Source organism: Streptomyces sp. NPDC002935, from assembly GCF_040611295.1.
Classification (GTDB): domain Bacteria; phylum Actinomycetota; class Actinomycetes; order Streptomycetales; family Streptomycetaceae; genus Streptomyces.
In genome coordinates, this window is record NZ_JBEXNW010000024.1 from 91,924 (window position 1) to 112,537 (window position 20,614).

General features: G+C 70.5%; 16 protein-coding genes. 12 read left to right on the forward strand and 4 right to left on the reverse strand.

Translation table 11 applies throughout. The features are described 5' to 3' along the window. Positions 1–130 precede the first annotated feature (130 nt). Complete coding sequence (locus tag ABZX90_RS28830) at positions 131–1,906, forward strand: M4 family metallopeptidase (protein ID WP_355209482.1); 1,776 nt, start codon at positions 131–133, stop codon at positions 1,904–1,906. Positions 1,907–1,964: 58 nt separating this feature from the next. On the opposite strand, the gene ABZX90_RS28835 is transcribed toward ABZX90_RS28830, so the two are convergent. Together ABZX90_RS28835 and ABZX90_RS28840 are read right to left on the reverse strand one after the other, a co-directional pair. Then, positions 1,965–2,642, reverse strand: a complete 678-nt coding sequence (locus ABZX90_RS28835) for an AIM24 family protein (protein WP_351123232.1) — start codon at positions 2,640–2,642, stop codon at positions 1,965–1,967. Between the two features lie 125 nt (positions 2,643–2,767). Beyond that, positions 2,768–3,331, reverse strand: a complete 564-nt coding sequence (locus ABZX90_RS28840) for an NAD(P)H-dependent oxidoreductase (RefSeq protein ID WP_351123234.1) — start codon at positions 3,329–3,331, stop codon at positions 2,768–2,770. Between the two features lie 158 nt (positions 3,332–3,489). Here ABZX90_RS28840 and ABZX90_RS28845 point away from each other — a divergent pair, with 158 nt between their 5' ends. Beyond that, positions 3,490–4,152 carry a TetR/AcrR family transcriptional regulator gene (locus ABZX90_RS28845; protein ID WP_355209486.1) on the forward strand — a complete coding sequence of 221 codons (663 nt, stop codon included), beginning with the start codon at positions 3,490–3,492 and terminating at the stop codon, positions 4,150–4,152. A 219-nt stretch (positions 4,153–4,371) separates the two neighbouring features. Further along, on the forward strand, positions 4,372–5,499 hold the full coding sequence (locus ABZX90_RS28850) for a sulfite oxidase (protein ID WP_355209489.1): 1,128 nt from the start codon (positions 4,372–4,374) through the stop codon (positions 5,497–5,499). Between the two features lie 134 nt (positions 5,500–5,633). Here the strand turns inward: ABZX90_RS28850 and ABZX90_RS28855 are convergent, their stop codons facing one another. Then, positions 5,634–6,797: a glycoside hydrolase family 64 protein gene (locus ABZX90_RS28855; RefSeq protein WP_351123364.1), complete on the reverse strand. Its 1,164-nt coding sequence runs from the start codon at positions 6,795–6,797 to the stop codon at positions 5,634–5,636. Between the two features lie 355 nt (positions 6,798–7,152). Between ABZX90_RS28855 and ABZX90_RS28860 the strand changes: the two genes are divergently transcribed. From ABZX90_RS28860 to ABZX90_RS28875, 4 genes are all read left to right on the forward strand, one after another. After that, positions 7,153–7,839, forward strand: coding sequence for a GntR family transcriptional regulator (locus tag ABZX90_RS28860; protein ID WP_355209492.1), 687 nt, complete (start codon positions 7,153–7,155; stop codon positions 7,837–7,839). Continuing rightward, positions 7,836–9,218 carry a hypothetical protein gene (locus ABZX90_RS28865; RefSeq protein WP_355209495.1) on the forward strand — a complete coding sequence of 461 codons (1,383 nt, stop codon included), beginning with the start codon at positions 7,836–7,838 and terminating at the stop codon, positions 9,216–9,218. The genes ABZX90_RS28860 and ABZX90_RS28865 overlap by 4 nt, the downstream gene beginning before the upstream one ends. Further along, positions 9,215–11,059, forward strand: a complete 1,845-nt coding sequence (locus ABZX90_RS28870) for a GMC family oxidoreductase (RefSeq protein WP_355209498.1) — start codon at positions 9,215–9,217, stop codon at positions 11,057–11,059. The genes ABZX90_RS28865 and ABZX90_RS28870 overlap by 4 nt, the downstream gene beginning before the upstream one ends. Positions 11,060–11,190: 131 nt before the next feature. Beyond that, positions 11,191–11,820, forward strand: coding sequence for a hypothetical protein (locus tag ABZX90_RS28875; RefSeq protein ID WP_351123250.1), 630 nt, complete (start codon positions 11,191–11,193; stop codon positions 11,818–11,820). Positions 11,821–11,876: 56 nt separating this feature from the next. Here the strand turns inward: ABZX90_RS28875 and ABZX90_RS28880 are convergent, their stop codons facing one another. Next, complete coding sequence (locus ABZX90_RS28880) at positions 11,877–13,988, reverse strand: alpha-galactosidase (RefSeq protein ID WP_355209501.1); 2,112 nt, start codon at positions 13,986–13,988, stop codon at positions 11,877–11,879. Between the two features lie 183 nt (positions 13,989–14,171). On the opposite strand from ABZX90_RS28880, the gene ABZX90_RS28885 reads away from it, so the two are divergent. From ABZX90_RS28885 to ABZX90_RS28905, 5 genes are all read left to right on the forward strand, one after another. Then, complete coding sequence (locus ABZX90_RS28885; RefSeq protein WP_355209504.1) at positions 14,172–15,350, forward strand: ROK family transcriptional regulator; 1,179 nt, start codon at positions 14,172–14,174, stop codon at positions 15,348–15,350. Between the two features lie 121 nt (positions 15,351–15,471). Continuing rightward, positions 15,472–16,785 (forward strand): ABC transporter substrate-binding protein, encoded by a 1,314-nt coding sequence (locus ABZX90_RS28890; protein WP_355209507.1) that lies wholly within the window; start codon positions 15,472–15,474, stop codon positions 16,783–16,785. 26 nt (positions 16,786–16,811) lie between these two features. After that, entirely contained in the window at positions 16,812–17,750 is a 939-nt protein-coding gene (locus ABZX90_RS28895; RefSeq protein ID WP_355209510.1) for a sugar ABC transporter permease, read from the forward strand. A 98-nt stretch (positions 17,751–17,848) separates the two neighbouring features. Beyond that, complete coding sequence (locus ABZX90_RS28900; protein WP_355209566.1) at positions 17,849–18,673, forward strand: carbohydrate ABC transporter permease; 825 nt, start codon at positions 17,849–17,851, stop codon at positions 18,671–18,673. Positions 18,674–18,709: 36 nt separating this feature from the next. Further along, positions 18,710–20,527: a carbohydrate-binding protein gene (locus tag ABZX90_RS28905; protein WP_355209513.1), complete on the forward strand. Its 1,818-nt coding sequence runs from the start codon at positions 18,710–18,712 to the stop codon at positions 20,525–20,527. Positions 20,528–20,614 lie beyond the last annotated feature (87 nt).

The window sequence follows — 20,614 nt, forward strand, 5'->3', positions numbered from 1 at the left end:
TTTCTCCTTTACATGTACATGAGGAATCGGTGAGGGTGGCGACTCGGGGCCCGACAGCCCCCGCGGCGCCCAACGGCGCTGCGCCGTAAGGCGGTCGGCGATCCCGGCCGCCCCTGTGCAAAGGAACTCAGTGCGTAGACCCCACATACGCCGCGTGGCGATCGCCGTCGCGGTGACGACGGCCGCCACGCTCCAGGGCCCCGCCTTCGCGGCGGCCCCCAACGGGCCCGCCCGCGCGGCGGCCTCGGCCTCGTCCCCGGTGGCCGCCGCCAGGGCGGCGGCGTTCGCGCACGCCTCGGCCACCGGTGTCTCCCAGGGCGACACCCTTCAGGCCAAGGACGTGATGACGGACCCGGACGGAAAGCAGCACGTCCGCTTCGTCCGTACACACCGGGGCCTTCCGGTCATCGGTGGCGACCTGGTCGTCCACCTTGGCGAGCGGGCGCAGTACCTGGGCGTGACCCGGGCCGCCGACCACGTGGTCGAACCGTCCACCGTCGAGGCGAAGTTGACGCCCCAGCAGGCGGAGCGGAAGGCCGCGGACGCCGCCAAGGGCGAAGCGGGCAGCGCCCGGCTCGTCGTGGACGCCCGCGACGGCGCCGCCGCCCTCGCCTACCAGGTGCTCGTGACGGACAGCGACACCACGGAGGCCGGCGGCTCCCGCACGGTCGTCGTGGACGCCCGCAGCGGCCGGATCCGCAGCAACACCCCGGACAGCGACGAGTTCATCTCGCCGTCCCTCGCGGACACCCTGCGCGAGCGGGGCGAGCACGTGAGCCCGCAGACCGGTACGGCCACGGGGTTTGCCGGTCTCACGAGCACCGCCGCCGCGGGCCGATACCCGGCCACGGCCACCGGGAGCGGGGCCTCCCTCTTCGCCGGCAAGGTGGCGCTGACCACCACCCGGACCGCGCGGACCAGCTATCTCCTCAAGGACCCGACCCGGTGGAACACCGAGACGCGGGACGCCAAGGGCCAGGAGCTGGAGTCCTTCGCGCGGGGCAAGAAGTTCACGGACGGCGACAACAAGTGGGGCACCGGCACCACTTCCAGCCGGGCCACCGCTGCGGTCGACGCCCAGTACGGCATCACCAAGACCCTGGACTTCTACAAGAAGACCTTCGGCCGCAAGGGCATCAAGAACAACAGCGCCGGTGCCCGGGGCATGGTCCACTTCGGCAACAAGGTCGGCAACGCCTTCTGGGACTCGATGTGCGGCTGCATGCTGTACGGCGACGGCGACGGCCAGTGGTTCAAGAAGCCGCTCGTCGTCCTCGACGTCACCGGCCACGAGCTGACGCACGGCGTCGTCGACGCGACCGCGGCCCTCGAACCCACCCGCGTGGACGAGGACGGCAACCAGTACGGCGAGCCGGGCGCCCTCAACGAGTCGCTCGCCGACATCTTCGGCTCGAACGTCGAGTTCTCGGCCAACAACCCGAAGAACCCGCCGAACTACCTAGTCGGCGAGAAGCTGGGCCTCGACCAGAAGTTCCTGCGCCGCCTCGACCACCCGTCCCTCGACCTGCTGGAGGAGGCGATCGACTACTGGTCGCCCGCCGCCTACGACACCGAGGTGCACGCCGGCTCCGGTGTGTCCTCGCACGCGTACTACCTGCTCGCCGAGGGCAGCGGCCGCAAGACGGTCGGCAGCGTCACGTACGACTCGCCGACCTACGACGGTGCGCGGGTGACCGGCATCGGCCGTACCAAGGCCACCGCCATCTTCTACCGGGCGCTCACCCGTTACATGGTCTCCACGACCGACTTCCATGACGCGCGCAAGGCCACGCTCAAGGCCGCCGCCGACATGTACGGGTCGAGCAGCGCCGAGTACAAGGCGGTGGGCAAGGCCTGGGCCGCCGTCAACGTCACCGCCGCCAACACCCCGGCCGCGGGCCACTGACGCATGTCAGGAGGGTGCTCCGCCACGCGGCGGGGCACCCTCCTGACGTTTCCCCGGGTCAGTGCTGCTGCGTCTTCTGCGGTGTGGCCTCACTCGGGCGTACGACGACGTATCCCTCGCCCTCCAGCTTCAGCTGTACGGCCTCTCCGGAGCCACCGCGGATCATCGAGCCGATCGACTGCGAGCGGTGCAGAGAGGTGCGCAGGTGCGCCGTCCAGCCGACGACCGCGTCCGTGTCGACGAACACCGGCTGCTGCTGGGATACGGGAATGACCAGCGGGTTGCCCTCGCATATCAGCCCCAGGCTGCCGTGACCGGTGAAGACGCTGTTGAACAGGCCGCCGCCGGTGATGCCCGCGCCCTTCACGGTCTTTATCTCGTACGCCAACGACGCGTCGAAACACAGGACGTTGCGGCCGTTGACCGTGAACACGTCGCCGGGTTCGATGCCCACGATGAAGCAGTTCTGAGCCTCGTGCGCGAACCAGGCCTCGCCCTGGCCGCGGACGGTCATCAGCGGAAGTCCCTCACCGGTGACCGCCCGCTTGAGCATGCCGCCCACGCCCTGGCCCTTGCGCTCGAACTGGAGATTGCCCCGGTAGGCGACCATCGCGCCCTGGCGCGCGAACATCTCGCCCTGGACGGCGTACTTGATGGACTTGGCGTTCTGGACGGTCATGCCCGCCGCGACGGCGGGCTGCACCATGTGGTCACTGGAAAAGAGATCACTCTTCATGCGGGCATCCTGTCGCGGAGGATGTGGCTCCGCCAGAGGCGTGGCGATCGTGCGACAGGTGGTGACGGAGCTGCGACACGCCGAAGGCCGGCCCGGGTCAACCGGACCGGCCCACAAGGGAGTTGTCAGGCGGCTTCGGTGGCGCCGACGTGGTTGTGCAGCCGGTTCACGACCTCGGCGATCTGAGCGGCGACCTCGGCGTCGTCGACCGGGTGGGTCTCCGCGAAGCGGACCACGGAGCCGGGGACGGAGAGCTTGACGTCCTCCAGTACGGTGCCGCCGGCGATGCCCACGGCCTTGCGGGCCTCGTCCTGCGCCCAGACGCCGCCGAACTGGCCGTACGCGGTGCCGACCACGACGACCGGCTTGCCGGTGAAGGCGCCGGCGCCGAACGGACGGGACAGCCAGTCGATGGCGTTCTTCAGGACGGCCGGAATGGTGCCGTTGTACTCGGGCGAGAAGAGCAGGAAGGCGTCGGCGGCGGAGGCCGCGGCGCGCAGCCGGGCGGCGGGGGCGGGCACGCTGCCCTCGACGTCGATGTCCTCGTTGTAGAAGGGGACCTCGGCCAGGCCCTCGAAGAGCTCGACCTCGGCACCCTCCGGGGCGAGCTTGACGGCCGCCTCGGCGAGCTGACGGTTGTGGGAACCGGCGCGCAGACTGCCGACGAGCGCGAGGATGCGTACGGACATGGATATCTCCCGAAACTGGAAACGCTGAACCGATGAAACCGATCGAACCGATGACCGATGAAACACTGCGGCAACAAAACGGACCGAGGTCCGCTTAAAGGTGTACCACCGAAGCGGACCGCAGTCCAGTTGTCCTCGGTTGCCGTTACGCTGGCTTCATGTCCACCCCACTCCCGCCGTTCCCGAAGCGACAGGAATCGTCCGACGAGCCCGTTCTCATGGAGCTCACCGCCCCCGATGACGCCCCGCTGCGCGCCGACGCCGCCCGCAACCGCGCGCGCCTGCTGGAGGCGGCCGCCCGGCTGGTCGAGGAGCAGGGAGTGGCCAAGCTCACGATGGAAGGCGTCGCCATCGCGGCCGCGGTGGGCAAGGGAACCGTTTTCCGGCGCTTCGGCGACCGAACCGGCCTGCTCATGGCGCTGCTCGACCACACCGAGCAGCGCTTCCAGGCCGCCTTCATCAGCGGTTCGGCCCCCCTGGGCCCCGGCGCGTCACCGGTGGAGCGCCTGCACGCCTTCGGAAGCCACGCCCTGCGCCAGACCTCCGAACAGCTCGACCTCTACCTCGCCGCCGAGCCCGATGCCTCCCGCCGCTTCACCTCCGCGCCCTACCGGGTCCGCTTCATGCACGTGTGCATGCTGCTGCGTCAGGCGAGTTCGGGCTCCGGCACGGACATCGAGCTCGTCGCCCAGACGCTGATGGGATACCTGGACCCCGCCCTGATCGGTCATCTGACCCGCCAGCGCGCTATGCCACCGGAGCGCCTCGAATCCGGCTGGCGCGACCTGGTGGACCGGACCGTCGGCCCACGCCTCGCCTAGGGGCTGCCGTTTGGATCATGCCGCAGACGCGGGGGCTGGCACGCACGTCTGCGGCGTTGTCGTCAGTCGCCGACGCTCCGCGTCGACTCCCTCCTCCGCCTTGCAGTCGCACGCACCAGCCCCCGCTCACCCTTGTTGACAAGGCGCCCTCTGTGCCCTGCGACCTGATCCAAACGACAGCCCTAGCGCCGCCTCCCCGAACGGGCGGACAATGCGCCCATGGGGCATCGTCTTGACGACATGAGCGGACCCGCCCGGCTGGCCGGCCCGGACGAGGGCATCAGCGTCCAGGAGCTGGCTCTCGCCGCCCGGAACCACGGGCTGCCGCTGGAGGCACTGCGGTACGAGGTCACCCCGCCGGGGCTGCACTATGTGCTCACGCACTACGACATCCCGTATACGGAAGAGGCCTCCTGGCGGCTCGTTCTCGGCGGGCGGGTACGGCGCCCGCTGCTGCTCGGCGTCGACGAACTGAAGGCGTATCCCGCGGTCAGACAGCGGGTGACCATGGAGTGCGCGGGCAACGGGCGCGCCCTGCTGACGCCCCGGCCGGTGAGCCAGCCGTGGCTGGTGGAGGCGGTCGGGACGGCCGAGTGGACGGGCGTGCCGCTGCGGGTGCTGCTCGCCGAGGCCGAGGTCGAACAGGACGCGGTGGACGTGGTGTTCACCGGCGCGGATCACGGGATCGAACGCGGGGTCGAGCAGGACTACCAGCGTGCCCTTCCGCTGGACGTGGCGCGGGGCGACGAGCCCGAGGTCCTGGTGGCGTACGCGATGAACGGTGCTCCGCTGCCGCCGCAGCACGGACATCCCCTGCGGCTCGTGGTGCCCGGCTGGTACGGCATGGCGCACGTGAAGTGGCTGCGCGACATCACGGTGACCGAGACGCCGTTCCGGGGATTCCAGCAGGCTGTGGCCTACCGGCTCCGGCAGGACGCCGGCGACGCGGGTGAACCGGTCACCCGGATCGCCCCGCGCGCCCTGCTGATCCCGCCGGGCTTCCCCGACTTCATGTCACGGGCACGGGCGGTCCGGCCGGGCACCGTCACCCTGGAGGGGCGGGCCTGGTCCGGGCGCGCGCCGGTGACCGGGGTCGAGGTCAGCACGGACGAAGGGCGCTCCTGGCGCCCGGCCGAACTGGACCGGGCGAGCGGTCGTCGCTGGTCCTGGCACGCGTGGCGCTTCGTCTGGACGGCCACCCCGGGCCACCATGTGCTCAGCGCGCGCGCCACCGACGCCGAAGGGCACACCCAGCCGCTCGACCAGCCGTGGAACCGCGGCGGCTTCGCGAACAACCTCGTCCAGCGGGTCCCCGTGCTGTGCCTGGATCCCGACGACAACCTGTGACGCCGACGAGAACCTGTGACGCCCACGAGAACCTGTGCCGCCGACCAGGCCAGGTGACACCGACGAGGGCCTGGGACGGACGCGGGAACGGGGGCGGCCCCGGCCGGGGACCCCCGCTCCCGCTTCCCCTTCCGTCAGCTGAACGGATCCAGCGTGACGAACGCTTGCTGCGGATTGCCGTCGTGGACGAGGGACTCGTAGTTGCCGACGTCGTCGAAAGCGAACGCGTAGGCCTTGCCGTCGGCCATCTGCGCGTGGATCTTGCGGGCGTACTGGTTGGTCACCGTGTCCACGTAGAAGTTCGCGGAACTGGTGTCGGGCTGGTTGGGGTTCGTCAGGAGTGTGGAGCGGTTGAAGCCCGCGCACAGCGTGCGTGAGATCGGGCCGCGCACCAGGTCGTTGGGCGCGTCGAGCCGCTTGTAGCAGCCGAAGATGCTGTCCGAGTCCGGCTTCTGGAAGCTGGTGACGACCGCTCCGGCGCTGTTGGTGAAGTTCATGACGTTGCCGGAGACCCGGCCGAAGTACTTGGTGTTGGGCTGGTCGCCGAAGGGCTGGACCGTCAGCGTCGACGAACTGTACTTCTGCCAGACGCGGTTGACGTAGTCGTCCATGACGGTGGCCGGCAGCGCGCCAGCCTCGATGCCGTGCCCCGGGGCGAGTGCCCGCAGAACGGTGCCGTCGGACCGGGTCTGGATCAGGTTGGCCCAGCCGCCCGGCTGACCCCGCAGTGCGTTGAAGAAGCCGTTGTAGCCACCCGGCTTGAGGTGACCGGTGTTCTTCGTGCTGCCGTCGGCGAGCTTGACGCCGACGGCGTACGGAGCGGAGAACATGTCGACCTGGGTGCTGTTGATCCACAGACCGGAGTCGTTGAGCGTGTACTCGGACCAGTTGAAGAGGATGTTGCGGTTCGGGTCGCTCGGGTTCTGCACGGCCGGCTGCACGAGACCGCCGGTCGTCAGCCGGAAGTCGAGCTTCTGCCCGAAGGAGAAGTAGATCCGTCCGGAGAACTTGGGAAGCCGGATCGTCTTCGACTGGCCGTTGGCCGGTCCCGCTATCGACGCGTCGGGCGCGGGGGTCGGCGGGTTGCCGCCCGCGGGCCACGCGTGGAAGGTGCCGTTCGCGTCGGCCCAGCCCTGCTGTCCCGTCGAGAGCTGTGTGCCGAGGTCGTAGATGTATACCGGCTCGCTGCGGCCCGAGTTGTTGGTGAACGTGAGCGGGATGGTCGACGGGACCGCGGCCTCGGCGCGGGAGGGCGCGCCGAAGGTGAGCAGCGCCGCCGTGAGCGTGGCCGAGGCCAGCGCCCAAGCCGGCCATCTGGTTGTTACGCGCACTCTCTGCCTCCTTGATGTGGGGGTTCAGCGAGGTGGATCAGCGCGGACGGGGCCCGTCCGCTTCCCTTTGAGAGCGCTCTCAGAATTGCGCCAGGTTACGTACATGTCAACGATTCACGCAAAGTTGGTCTGGTCCAAGTTGCCTTTCCCTGGGGCGGGTTGGCCCGCCTGACCCGGTTCGCCGCGCCCCGACCCCGCGCGCGTCCTGGGCGGTTCGTTCGCGGTGTCGTCAACAACCCTTCGCGGACGCGGGGGTTGACCGTGGAAGCCATCCACTGGTTCAGTGGCTCATCCACTCAGCCACTTGCCCGGAGGGGGAAACGTGGAGGCTCTGCCCCGCGAGACCATCGTGGACGTCCTGGAGGACAGACTGCGCACGGACATACTCGACGGCCGTCATCCGGCGGGGAGTTACCTTCCGCCGGAGCGACGGCTGGCCGACGGGTACGGTGTCACGCGCACCACGCTCAAGCACGCCTTCGGCCGGCTCGTCCAGGCGGGACTGCTGGAGACCCGGCACGGAGTCGGCACCCGGGTGCGGGACTACGCCCGGCTCGGCGGAGCGGATCTCCTGCCCATGCTCGTGCGGCACGACGCCACCTGGGTGCACGAGGTCTTCGAAGTGCGGCGCGGGGTGGGCGCGTTGATCGCCGAGCGGGCCGCCGCGCGCGCCACCCGCGCCCAGCGGGCCGAGCTGAGCGCCCTGCTCGCGGCCGTACGGCGGGCCGAGGGAGCCGACGCGGTGCAGCTGGCCGACGTCGAGGTGCACCGCGCGCTGGCCCGGGCCACCGGCAACCGCGTCTACGTCCTGCTGACCAACACGCTCTTCAACGCCTACCTGCCGGTCCGCTCCCTGCTGAAGGGACCCTTCACCGAACCGGTGGCGGCCCACGAGCGCCTCGTACCCGTGGTCGACGCGGTGATCGCCGGGGACGCCCCGCGGGCGCACGCGGCGGCCGACACCTATCTGCGGGTCACCGAGCGCATCATGCTGGACGGCCTCGCGTGAGGGGCACGCTGTTCACGGAGACGATGCTCGGCACGGTCCGCCTCGACAGCGAGCCGGGGGAGCGGCGCATCCGGCTCGACCTGCGCGCCGCGGCCGACCGGGTACTGCTCCCGCACCGGACGACGCGGGCGCGTCTGACCGGCCGGGTGCGGATCACCGGACGCGCCGACGACCCCCACGCGGAAGGCGAGTTGGAGGTGTCGCCGATCGCCCGGCGGCGCATCCGCTACCGCCTCACCTTCACCGCCGACGGGCGCCGCCTCACCCTCGACGGCTGGAAGTCGGTGACCCCGCGCCGCCCGCTCGCGTCGATGACCGTGCTGCCGTTCACCCTGTACGAGGGCGACGCGCGGGTGGGCGAGGGAGTCCTGCGCTTCCCGGTGGCCACCGGCCTCGCGCCCTTCCTGCTCAGTTTCCGCTTCCCGCGCCGCGAGAACCCCGCGGACCACATGGCCCCGCGATGGAACGGCGTCCCCGGCCGCACCGAGGTCTGGTACACCACCCTCACCGATCCGGCGAGCGGCACCGGAGTCTGGCTGCACCACGAACTCACCGCACCCACCGACGGATCCGAGCCGTTCGCCCATGGATGGGCAGCGGTGTTCCCCCGCCACGGCGAGGTGACGCACGCCCGCTTCGGACCCGTCCCCTGGACCCGGCCGACGGACGGATTCGCGACCGACGGCGTGGCCTGTACGGCCGGGCAACTGACCGGCAACGCGGGCGACTTCCGCTGGAAGCTCACCGAACACGCCCAGGCGCCACCGCTGTTCACCTTCCCTCGCTGGTCCTGGCGCCGTCCCCTGCTGCCAGCCGCCCAGATGCTCCCGGCCGCCCGAGCCACGTACGAGGGCGAATTCTCGTACGGAGAAACGACCTTGAACCTGCGCGGCGCTCCCGGCGCCTCGGCCCGGATCTACGGGCACGGCAACGCGCACCGGTGGACCTGGCTGCACGCGGAACTCGGCGACGGCGACGTCCTGGAGATCGTCGCGGCCGTCTCCACCCGGCCGGCCCTGCGACGGCTGCCCCCGCTCGTATTCCTGCGCCTGCGCCGCGACGGCCGCGTCTGGCCGCGGCGAGCGGAACGCTCCGCGATCGGGCGCATGGGGATCGGACGCTTCCGGGCCGCGTTCGGCCTGCCCGAGTGGACGGTCACCGGCCGGACGGCGCTCCGCCGCATCCGCGTCGAGGTGAACCAGCCCGCCGAGCGGACCCTCACCCTCGAGTACCGCGACCCGGACGGCGCCCGCGCGGTGTGCCGCAACAGCGAGTCCGCCGACGCCCGAGTCGTCCTGGAACGCTGGTGGGGCCGCTGGCGCCCGGAGGCCACCTGGGTGCTGGACGGCACCGCGCACGCCGAGGCGGGCGAACGATGACCGCCGAGGGGTTCGTCGCCGCGCTGCTCGCCGACGACGGAGACACCGACTGGCCCGCCCGTGTGCCGCACCGCCTCGACTCGGTCCTCGCCGCACTGCCCCGGCCCGCCCGCGCCGGAGTGCACACCGCCGTCGCCGCCCTGGAGACGTACACCGTGCTGCGCACCGGCAGACGGCTGGCGGCCCTCGGCCCCGACGAACGCGAGAACGTGCTCCGCTCCCTGGCCGCACGACCCCGGCTCGCCCCGCTGCTGGACCTCCTCAAGGTTCCCGTGCTGCTGGCCGCGGGCACCGAAAGGATGCCGGTCGCGCCCGCGCCCACGCCCGCGCCGACGGATCCGCCCCTCGACTGCACTCCGGCCGAGGAGTGGCCGGCCCGCAGCACCGCCGACGTGGTCGTCGTCGGATCGGGCGCGGGCGGCGCGATGGCCGCGCGGACCTTCGCGCGCGCCGGACTGAGCGTGGTCGTCCTGGAGGAGGGCCGGCACCACACGACGGAATCCTTCGGGCGACGGGCACCGCTGGACCGGTTCGCCGAGCTGTACCGGGACGGCGGCGCCACGGTGGCCGTCGGAAATCCGCCGATCCTGCTGCCGGTCGGCCGCGCAGTCGGCGGCACCACCCTGGTCAACTCCGGTACCTGCTACCGGACTCCGGACCATGTACGGGCCCGCTGGAGCAGCGTGTTCGGGTTCGGGCTCGCCGACGGGTTCGGCCCTCTCCTCGACGAGGTCGAGCGCACCCTCAGGGTGGCGCCCCAGCCCCTCGACGTCCTCGGCAACAACGGGCTGCTCGCCCTCACCGGCGCCGAACGGCTCGGCTGGCGGGCCGCCCCGCTGCGCCGCAACGCCCCCGGCTGCAAGGGCTCGTGCCAGTGCGTGGTGGGCTGCCCCACCGGCGCCAAACAGAGCGTGCAGCTCTCCGTCCTGCCCGACGCCTGCGCCGCCGGCGCCCGGATCGTCACCGGCGTTCAGGTCCGCCGCATCCTGCTGGACCAGGACGTGCCGGGCCCGCCCCGCGCCGCCGGAGTCCGGGCCCGCCGCAGTGACGGCAGCGAACTGGAGATCCTCAGCCCCCTCGTCGTGACGGCGGCCGGGACCCTGCAGACACCGCCCCTGCTGCGCCGCTCCGGCCTCGGTGGACACCCCCGCCTCGGCCGCAACCTCAGCGTGCACCCGGCCACCAGCGTCGCCGGGCGCTTCGCAGAGCCGGTGACGGCCTGGCGGGGCGTGCTGCAGAGCGTCGGGGTCGAGGAACTGCACGCGCGCGGGGTCCTCGTCGAGGCGACCGCCAGCCCGCCCGGCATGGGCAGCTTCGTCCTGCCCGGCCTCGGCCGGGAACTGCGCCGCGAACTGGAGGGCGCGGACCACCTGGCGACCCTCGGCGCCATGATCGCCGACCGCCCCTCCGGACAGGTCCGGGGCCGGGACCGGACGCTCGTCCGCTACGACCTCGACCCCCGCGACGGCGACCGTCTGATGACCGCCGTACGCGCCATGGGCCGTCTGCTCTTCGCGGCCGGGGCCGAGGAGGTCCTCACCGGAGTCCCGGCCGCGCCCCGCGCCCGCTCGCTGGACGCGCTCGACGAACAGCTCACCTCGGTGCGCGCCCGCGATCTGCACCTGTCGGCGTTCCACCCGACCGGCACGGTGGCCGCGGGCGCCGATCCGCAGCGGGCGCCCGCCGACCCTGAAGGCAGGCTCCGCGGCGTCCACGGAGTCCTGGTCGCGGACGGCTCGGTCCTGCCGAGTTGCCCGGAGGTCAACCCGCAGGTGAGCATCATGGCCGCGGCCCTGGCGATCTCGGACGCGTGGCTCGACGGAACACGGCAGGGGCGCTGAGCCGCCCCGAACCACCCCAATGGGCCCCCGCGGTTCGCCGTCGCCGGGTGAGGCACGGAGCATGAGGGAGCCCGTACGGCAGAAAGAGGACGAGCCCCCGTGCCCTGTACGGGAGGAAGAGGCGAGCCCCCATGAGCAGACGCGTTCTCCACGGCCGAAGCGGATCACGGCGTATCGCTGCCCTGCTGTCCGCGATCGCGTGCGGCTCCGTTCTCGTCTCGTGCAGCACGGACAGCGGCGGCGACAGCAGTTCGGGCTCCGTCAGCCCGCGGCCCACCCCGCCGAACGCGTCCAACTTCACGGGGACGGCGCCCTCCGCCATCGCCTCGGCCGCCTCCTCGATCATCGAGTCGGCGACCGGGCGGGCCTCGTCGGCGGCCGCCTCCGTCTCGGCCAGGGCGTCCGAGTTCGCGGCGTCGGTCTCCGCCGACACCGCCCGCGCCGCCGCCACCGCCGAGAAGCAGCTGAAGAACGTCAAGGGCAGCGGCAACGCGACGTCGGACGTCAGCATGACCGGTCTGCCCACGGCGGAGACCGGTGGGCTGCGCGCCGTGGTCGTCACCATCACCAACAACACCGACAAGACGGCGTCGTACGCCGTGCAGGTCGACTTCAAGAACCCCGACGGGAAGGTCGTGGAGACGGCGTTCGTCGGGAAGGAGAACCTTGAGCCGGGGAAGAAGGCGCAGCCGGTCGTGATCAGCAGGCAGCCCGCGGAACCCCAGCTCACTCCCGTGCTGGCCAAGGCCCAGCGGTACTGACGGGTGCCCGACGCGCGAGAGCGACATCGGGCGCCCACCGGCGCATTGACGGAGTGTCAGTCCTCCTCCCGGACGAGGTGCACCGCCGTGCTGGACCAGTCGCCCGCCGGCAGGTCGAGGTCGAGCCCGTACTCGCCGAGCACCGTGGAGTGGTGCACGGCGCCGGTGCGGGCGTCGCGGTAGCGGCTCCCGGGGGCCAGACCGCGCGGACGGACCGGCAGCCTCGGCGCGCCGTGGCGGGAGACGCGACGGTAGGCGAGCAGCAGCGTCTCCGAGGCGTCCGCGGCGGTGTACTGCACCACGCAGACCGAGTCCTCGGCGGGCGGCGACAGCCGGTCCGGCCTGCCGTGCTGGACGAGATGGCGGACCTTCTTGTACGTGGCGACCAGGTCGGCCCCCTCCCGCAGTTCCTCCTCGGACCAGCGGGTGAGATCGCCGCCGATGCCGAGCGCCCCGGCCATCGCGACGTGGAAGCGGAAGCGCAGCGGGACCGTACGGCCGGTGAGCTGGTTGGGTACGTCGGTCACCCAGGCGCCCATCGTGCGGGCGGGGTAGATCTGGCCGTAGCCCTGCTGGATCCCCATCCGGTCGGCGGCGTCGGTGTTGTCCGACGCCCACGCCTGGTCCGTGCGGGCCAGAATGCCCAGGTCGACCCGGCCGCCGCCACCGCTGCACGTCTCGATCCGCAGCGCCGGACGGTCCGCTCGCAGACGGTCGAGGACGCCGTAGAGATTGCGCACGTACGCGGGGCCGAGGCGGTCGGCGCCGTCCTGCCGGTCGGGCCAGCCGGCCTCGCTGAACGCGCGGTTCATGTCCCACTTGAGGAAGTCGATGCCGTGGTCGCCGACCAGCCGGGTCAGCCAGCCGTAGGCCCAGTCGGCGACGTCGCGACGGGCGAAGTTGAGGACCAGCTGGTTGCGCAGCTCGGAGCGGGGGCGGCCGGGGAAGTGCAGGACCCAGTCGGGGTGTTCGCGGTACAGGTCGCTGTCCGGGTTCACCATCTCGGGCTCCACCCAGAGGCCGAAGCGCATCCCGAGCCTGTGCACCGCGCGGACCAGCGGGCCCAGCCCGTCCGGGAAGCGGTCGGGCGCCGGTGTCCAGTCGCCCAGGCCCGCCCGGTCGCTGCGGCGCGCCCCGAACCAGCCGTCGTCGACGACGTAGAGCTCCACCCCGAGCGCCGCCGCCCGATCGGCGAGCGCCTTCTGCCCGACCTCGTCGACGTCGAAGCCGGTCGCCTCCCAGGAGTTGTAGAGCACCGGGGCGAACTCGTCGGCATGGGGCAGGACATGGGCCAGGATGTACGCGTGCCAGGCGCGGCTGGCCGCGCCGAAGCCGCCGTCGGTGCACAGTCCCGCGAACGGGGGAGTGGCGAACTCCTCGCCCGGCGCGAGCGGCACGGTCGTGCCGTCCTGGCCGGGGCCGCCGGTGAATCCCGCCCGCCCGTCGGGGGTGCGCTGCACGGTGACGCGCCAACTCCCGCTCCATGCGAGGGCGGCGCTCCACACCCGCCCGTGCTCCTCCGTCGCCTCACCCGCGTCGAGCATCAGCCACGGGTTCGCGTGGTGGCTGGTGATCCCGCGACGGCTGGTCAACACGGTCTCGCCGTACGGCAGTCGGTCGCGTCGCAACTGGCTCTCGGCGGACCACTGGCCCGTGACATGGCTGAGCCGGTAGTCCCGCAGCGGCGGCAGGGTCCAGGCGGCGGAGTCGGCACGGAGCAGGGTGACGGGCTCGTCGCCGTCGTTGCGGACGACGGTCCAGCGCTCGATGACGTCCGTGTCCTCGTGTACCCGGTAGTGGAGCGCCACCCGCAACGGGTAGCGGCGGTCGCGGAACGACAGGGTCAGCTCGCCCTCGTCGGTGTGGTGGCCGGTCGGCCGCCACTCGAAGGCGCGGGAGCCGTCCGCGAACCGCACCTGCAGTGACGGCGGTCCGTAGCGCGTGCCGCCGTCGACGGGCAGCTCCTCCCCGACGGGCGGTCTGCCCTCGAAGCTGCTGGCCTCGGGCGCGAGTGGCACGGCGAGCTCCTCGGCCTCCGCCGGCGTCAGTCGTGGGCCCCACGCGACATGGCAGGGCGCTCCGGTCTCGTCGATCCGCAGCGCGTACGAGGTGCGCGGCGTGGACAGCAGCCAGACCCCGGTGTCCGGGGCGAAGGAGATCGGCGACATGGATCCTCGCGTTCGAGTGGTACTCACGTACGAGACAAGGAAAAGCCAACCCTGACCTTGGATCACGTGTCAATGGCTGGTCGCATTCTGTAATTCACAGGTAGTAGGTGCCTCATGGAGCATCCTCAAGAGATTCCTGTTTCTTTCATTGACAGCAGAAAATAAGGGTCATAGGTTCCGGCCATGCGCTCGACCTCTCTCACCGAGGCGTTCCCGGCCCACACGCCGGCCGCGTCCCAGATCTTCACCACCGTGCTGTCCCACGGCCCGCTCACGCGGTCGGAGATAGCGGGGCGGACCCGGCTTTCGGCGGCGGCGGTCACCAAGGCGGTCCGGCCGCTGATCGAGGCCGGCTACCTCGTGGAGGACATCGCCGAGGACGCACGGCAGCCCGTCCTCGGGCGGCCCGCCAACCCGGTGCGGGTCGACGGCGGGAGGGCCCTGTTCCTGGGGATCAAGGTGACGGGCGACGAGCTCATCGCCGTACTCACCGACCTGTGCTGCCGCATCCGGGTCGCCCGGCGCGTTCCGCTCACCTCCCGCCACCCCAAGGCGGTACTGACCTCCGTCGCGGGGCTCGTACAGGAACTGCTGACGGAGGCGGACGGCTTCGGGGTGCAGGTCCGAGGGCTCGGCATCGCCGTCTCAGGTGACGTGGACCGGGCGGCCGGGGTGGTGCGCTACTCGCCGTTCCTGGAGTGGCGCGACGTTCCCCTCGCCGAACTGGCCGCGACCACGACCGGACTGCCGGTCACCCTCGACAACGACGTTCGGGCGCTGACGGTGGCCGAGCAGTGGTTCGGGGCCGGGGTGGGGCTGTCCGACTTCGCGCTGGTGACCGTCGGCGCGGGCATCGGCTGCGGTCTGGTGGTGCACGGACAGGTGGTGGCGGGAGCGCACGGCGTGGCCGGTGAGATCGGGCACGTGGCGATCGACCCGGCCGGTCCCCGCTGCCACTGCGGCAACCGAGGCTGCGTCGAGGCGATCGCCGCGGACCCCGCGATCGTCGGCCGGATCCGGGAAGTCACCGGCGTGAGCGTCGCCGACGCCACCGAGGCCCTGGCCCTCGCCCACGACGGCGACCCCGGCGCCCGGGAGGTGTACGCCCGGGCGGGAGCGGCGATCGGCCGCGGCATCGCGACCGTGGCCAACCTCCTCGGCCCCGAGCGCGTGATCATCTCCGGCGAGGGCCTGGCCGCCTACGACCTGTTCGCCGAGCAGATCCGTGACGCGTTCGCCGCGGCTGCCTTCGGCTCGGCCGCCGACTGCGACGTACAGACCCGGCCGCTGCCCTTCGAGGAGTGGGCGCGCGGGGCGGCGGCCACCGCGATCCAGTCCTTCATCACCTCGGAAGCGCGCTGAAGAGCACCACGCCCTGAGGGGCGAGCGCGCGCTGAACAGCGCACACGCACCGACCAGCACGTACTGAAGAACAGCCACCTACTGAAGATCAGTCATGTACGGACACGCGTGAGGAGCAACAATGACGCAGCAGAGCCGCAATCCCCTGGCTGCGCGTGACCCGGGCCGCCGCAGAGTCGTCGGCGGACTGTTCGGACTCGGCGCCGCCGCACTGGCCGCGCCCGTTCTGACCGCTTGCGGCGGGGGAGCGGGGGCCGACCCGAAGACGGTCACCTTCGGATCCAACGGCGCCGACGCCACCCCCAAGAAGGCATACGCCTCCGCCACCGATGCGTTCGCCAAGGACAGCGGTCTGACGGTGAAGACGAACACCGTCGACCACGACACCTTCCAGAAGAGCATCTCCACCTATCTGCAGGGCACCCCCGACGACGTCTTCACCTGGTTCGCCGGCTACCGCATGCAGTACTTCGCCAAGAAGAAGCTCTGCAGCCCCCTCGACGACGTGTGGGACAAGATAGGCGCCGATTTCAGCGACGCCACCAAGCAGCTCTCCCGCGGCGAGGACGGCAAGTACTACTTCGTGCCGCTGTACAACTACCCGTGGGCCGTCTTCTACCGCAAGAGCCTCTTCAAGGAGCGCGGCTACCAAGTCCCGCAGAAGTGGAGCGAGTTCATCGCGCTCGCGAAGCGGACGAAGAAGGACGGGCTCTCCCCGATCGCCTCCGGATACGGCGGCGGCGACAGCTGGAGCATCCTCGGCGCCTTCGACTACGTGAACCTGCGGACCAACGGTTACGACTTCCACATGTCCCTGATGCGCGGCAAGGTCTCCTGGACCGACAAGCGCGCTCTCGCCACTCTCGACCACTGGCGCGAACTCGCCCCCTACTACCAGCAGGATGCCGCCGGCCGTTCCTGGCAGGACGCCGCCCAGTCGCTGCTCGACAAGAAGTCCGGGATGGCCGTCATCGGCCTCTTCCTCGGACAACAGATCACCGACGAGAAGATACGCGCCGACATCGACTTCTTCCCCTTTCCAGAGATCGACGCCGCGCACGGTCAGGACGCCGTCGAGGCACCCACCGACGGCTTCATGCTCAGCCGCCGGCCCAAGAACGAGGCTGGTGCCAAGAAGTTCCTGGAGTTCCTCGGCGGAGCCCACGCCGAGGAGCTGTACATGGGCGTCGACCCGAGCAACCTCGCCGTCAACGAGAAGGCGAGCACCGGCTCGTACAACGCGCTCCAGAAGAAGTCCGCCGACCTCATCGCCTCCGCCAAGCACATCAGCCAGTTCGCGGACCGCGACAGCGACCCCGGCTTCATCTCCACCGTCGTACTCCCCGGCCTGACCGAGTGGCTCGGCCACCCCGACGACGGCTCGGGAACGCTGAAGAAGATCGAGTCCCAGCGTTCGCGCTTCTTCACGGCCTGACCAGGACCGGAAAGGTCGCACGCACCGTGTCCTCCGCGCCCACCACACCCCCCGCCCCGCGGGGAGCCCGCCCGCGCCGCCTCGGCACCGGCGACCGGATCTTCCTCACCGTCATCATCGGCATCCCGCTGGCGGCCCTGCTCTTCTTCGTCTGGCTGCCCGCACTGGCCTCCCTGGGGCTGTCGTTCACCACCTGGGACGGCATCGACCTGGCCGACATCCACTGGATCGGCCTGGACAACTACAAGGAGATCTTCACCAACTACCCGCCGTTCTGGCCCGCGGTGCGGCACAACGTGATCTGGCTGCTGTTCACGTCACTGCTGCCGACCCCGTTCGGCATCTTCCTCGCCTACCAGCTCGACCGGAAGATCCGCTTCACGAGGATCTACCAGACCGCCGTCTTCTTGCCGATGGTGCTCTCCCTGGCCGTCGTCGGCTTCATCTGGGAGATCATCTACAACCCCGACACCGGGCTCCTCAACGGCATCCTGGGCGCCGCCGGATCGAGCCACCACATCGACTGGCTGGGTAACCCCGACCTCAACCTGTGGGCCGTCCTGGTCGCTTCCAGCTGGCGGCACACCGGATACATCATGATCCTCTACCTGGCCGGCCTGAAGGGCTTCGACCCGGCGCTCAAGGAGGCCGCCGCGCTCGACGGCGCCAACGGACGCCAGACCTTCCTGCGGGTGGTCTTCCCGGCCCTGAAACCGGTCAACGTCATCATCCTGGTCATCACGGTCATGGAGTCCCTGCGCTCCTTCGACGTCGTCTACGTCCTCGGCGGCGGCGTCGGAAGCAAGCCGGGCATGGAGCTCCTGTCCCTCCTCATCACCGACAACATCATCGGCGAGTCCAGTCACATCGGTTACGGGTCCGCCCTCGCGGTCGTCCTGCTCGTGGTCTCCCTTGCCGCCATCGGGACCTTCCTCGTCCAGAACTTCCGCAAGGAGGACCAGTGACCACGACCGTGCCGCGCCCGGTCTCCCGACCGCGGACCCGGCGCGCGCAGCAGACGCCGAAGACCCCGTCCGGGCCGCGCCGCCAGACCGGCCGCCATCTGATGCTGGGCGGCATCGCCCTGCTGTGGCTCGTCCCGCTGCTGTGGGCCATGTACACCTCGCTGCGGCCCTATTCGGACACCGCGAAGCACGGCTATCTCTCCTGGCCCCACAGTCTCAGCCTCGCCAACTTCGGCGACGCCTGGAACCAGTCCGGGATGCCGCACTTCTTCTGGAACTCCGTCCTCATCACGGTGCCGTCCGTCCTGTGCACCCTGCTGTTCTCGGCCGCGGTCGCCTTCTTCGTCTCCCGCTTCGACTTCCGCTGGAACATCGTCCTGCTGATGCTGTTCACCGCGGGCAACCTGCTCCCGGCACAGGTCCTCATCACCCCCCTGTACCGCCTCTACCTCCTCATCCCACTGCCGCAGTGGATGAGCGACTCCCTCCTCCTCTACAACTCGGCCTGGGGCATCATCGCGATCCACATCGCCTACCAGTCCGGGTTCTGCACCTTCGTCCTCAGCAACTACATGAAGACGATCCCGAAAGAGATCTCCGAGGCGGCGCTCGTGGACGGCGCCCCCGTCTGGCGCCAGTTCTTCCAGATCATCCTGCCGCTGTGCCGCCCCGCGTTCGCGGCCCTCGCGACCCTCGAATCGATCTGGATCTACAACGACTTCTTCTGGCCGCTCGCGCTGATCCAGAGCGGCGACAAGCGCCCGATCACCTCAGCCCTGGCCAACCTCCAAGGTGCGTACTTCACCAATCCCAACCTCATCGCGGCCGGTGCCCTGATGACCGCGATCCCCACTCTCCTGGTGTACTTCGCGCTCCAGCGCCAGTTCATCAGCGGACTCACCATCGGCTCGGGCAAGGGCTGAGCCGCCCCAACCCTGAACCCACAGGAGGCACGACCCATGCGGTCATCCTCGTATTCCGTCCTGCCCGCACGCATCCTGAGAACCGTGGTGGTGTCAGCCCTCACGGCAGGCCTCGCGGCGACCGTCCCGGCGGCACAGGCCAAGACCCCAGTGCCGCGCGAGACCCCCGCCACCACCCCGGTCGCCGCCAAGCCGTACATGGGCTGGTCGAGTTGGAGCATGCAGTCGTCGAAGTACCCGGGCCTCAACCCGGACGGCGACTACAGCTACCTCACCGAGGCGAACGTCCTGAAGCAGACGGACGCCCTCGCGGCCAAGCTGAAGGACTACGGCTACGACCATGTCAACATCGACGCCGGCTGGTGGATGGACAAGACCTGGAAGACGGGCTTCGACCAGTACGGTCGCCAGACGCCCGACCCGGTCCGTTTCCCCCACGGCATGAAGTCGGTCGCCGACCACATCCACTCCAAGGGCCTCAAAGCCGGCATCTACCTGCCCGCCGGCCTGGAGAAGGGGGCGTACGGCGACGGCAAGACGCAGATCTGGAACGCCCCCGGCTGCACCACCGCCGACGTCGTCCACTCGGACCTGCGCACCACCAACGGCTGGGACAGCGCCTACAAGCTGAACTTCGACAACCCCTGCGCGCAGAAGTACATCGACTCGCAGGCGCAGCAGTTCGCCGACTGGGGCTACGACTTCCTCAAGCTGGACGGCGTGGGCCCGGGCTCCTTCAAGTCCGGTGACAACTACGACAACGTCCCCGACGTCGCCGCCTGGCAGAAGGCCATCGCCGCAGCGGGGCGCCCGATCCACCTCGAACTCTCCTGGTCGCTCGACATCGGCCACGCCGCCGACTGGAAGAAGTACTCCAACGGCTGGCGCATCGACACCGACGTCGAGTGCTACTGCAACACCCTCGTCACCTGGGAGAACTCGGTCAACGACCGCTGGGACGACGCCCCCGCGTGGAGCCGCAAGGCGGGCCCGGGCGGCTGGAACGACCTGGACGGCATCGACGTCGGCAACGGCGAGATGGACGGCCTCACCAAGGCCGAGCGGCAGAGCTACATGACCCTGTGGGCCATCAACAAGTCGCCGCTGTTCACCGGTGACGACCTCACCAAGCTGGACAGCTACGGGGTCTCCCTGCTGACCAACAGGGAAGTCATCGCCGTCGACCAGAACGACTCGCCCGTCGCGCGTCCGGTCACCACCGTCGGCGACCAGCAGGTCTGGGGCACCAAGAACGCCGACGGCAGCTACACCGTCGCCCTGTTCAACCTCGCCGACTCGCCGGCCTCCGTCACCGCCCAGTGGGCCTCCCTCGGATTCACCGGAAACGCCTCCGTGCGCGACCTGTGGAACAAGGCGAACCTCGGGACCTACAAGAACAAGATCACCGAGGCGCTGCCCGCCCACGGCTCGCGGCTGTTCACCGTCAAGCCCGGCGGCGGCACGCCGACCACCACGAGCTACGAGGCCGAGTCCGCCGCCAACACACTGTCCGGCAACGCCTCGGTCGCCAACTGCGACGCCTGCTCCGGCGGCAAGAAGGTCGGCAACCTCTACACCGGCGGCAAGCTGCGGTTCAACGACGTCACGGTGAAGAAGGACGGCATCTACACCGTCCAGGTCGCCTACGTCAGCGGCGACCCCCGCTCGGTGACCGCCTTCTCCAACAGCGGCAACGGCACCAGCGAGAAGTTCCCCTCCACGGGCGACTGGAGCACGGCCGAGACGGTCAGCGTCCAACTGGCGCTGAAGGCGGGCTCCAACACGATCACCTTCGACAGCGGCAGCGGATACGCCCCCGACATCGACAGGATCGTCGTCCCGCAGTCGGTCTGAGTTCAGCGGTCCGTCCGACCCGCTTCCCGCGGGGCCCGGTGACACGACCCGGGCCCCGCGGGGACCTGCCCCACGCCGACGGTCCGC

What these genes read in the sequence shown, in the direction of transcription:
- ABZX90_RS28880 (WP_355209501.1), bottom strand. Translation starts at nt 13,988, where the DNA reads ATGTCGCCGATCTCCTTCGCCCCGGACACCGGGGTCTGGCTGCTGTCC.
- ABZX90_RS28840 (WP_351123234.1), bottom strand. Translation starts at nt 3,331, where the DNA reads ATGTCCGTACGCATCCTCGCGCTCGTCGGCAGTCTGCGCGCCGGTTCC.
- ABZX90_RS28850 (WP_355209489.1), top strand. Translation starts at nt 4,372, where the DNA reads ATGGGGCATCGTCTTGACGACATGAGCGGACCCGCCCGGCTGGCCGGC.
- ABZX90_RS28835 (WP_351123232.1), bottom strand. Translation starts at nt 2,642, where the DNA reads ATGAAGAGTGATCTCTTTTCCAGTGACCACATGGTGCAGCCCGCCGTC.
- ABZX90_RS28905 (WP_355209513.1), top strand. Translation starts at nt 18,710, where the DNA reads ATGCGGTCATCCTCGTATTCCGTCCTGCCCGCACGCATCCTGAGAACC.
- ABZX90_RS28870 (WP_355209498.1), top strand. Translation starts at nt 9,215, where the DNA reads ATGACCGCCGAGGGGTTCGTCGCCGCGCTGCTCGCCGACGACGGAGAC.
- ABZX90_RS28875 (WP_351123250.1), top strand. Translation starts at nt 11,191, where the DNA reads ATGAGCAGACGCGTTCTCCACGGCCGAAGCGGATCACGGCGTATCGCT.
- ABZX90_RS28885 (WP_355209504.1), top strand. Translation starts at nt 14,172, where the DNA reads ATGCGCTCGACCTCTCTCACCGAGGCGTTCCCGGCCCACACGCCGGCC.
- ABZX90_RS28845 (WP_355209486.1), top strand. Translation starts at nt 3,490, where the DNA reads ATGTCCACCCCACTCCCGCCGTTCCCGAAGCGACAGGAATCGTCCGAC.
- ABZX90_RS28890 (WP_355209507.1), top strand. Translation starts at nt 15,472, where the DNA reads ATGACGCAGCAGAGCCGCAATCCCCTGGCTGCGCGTGACCCGGGCCGC.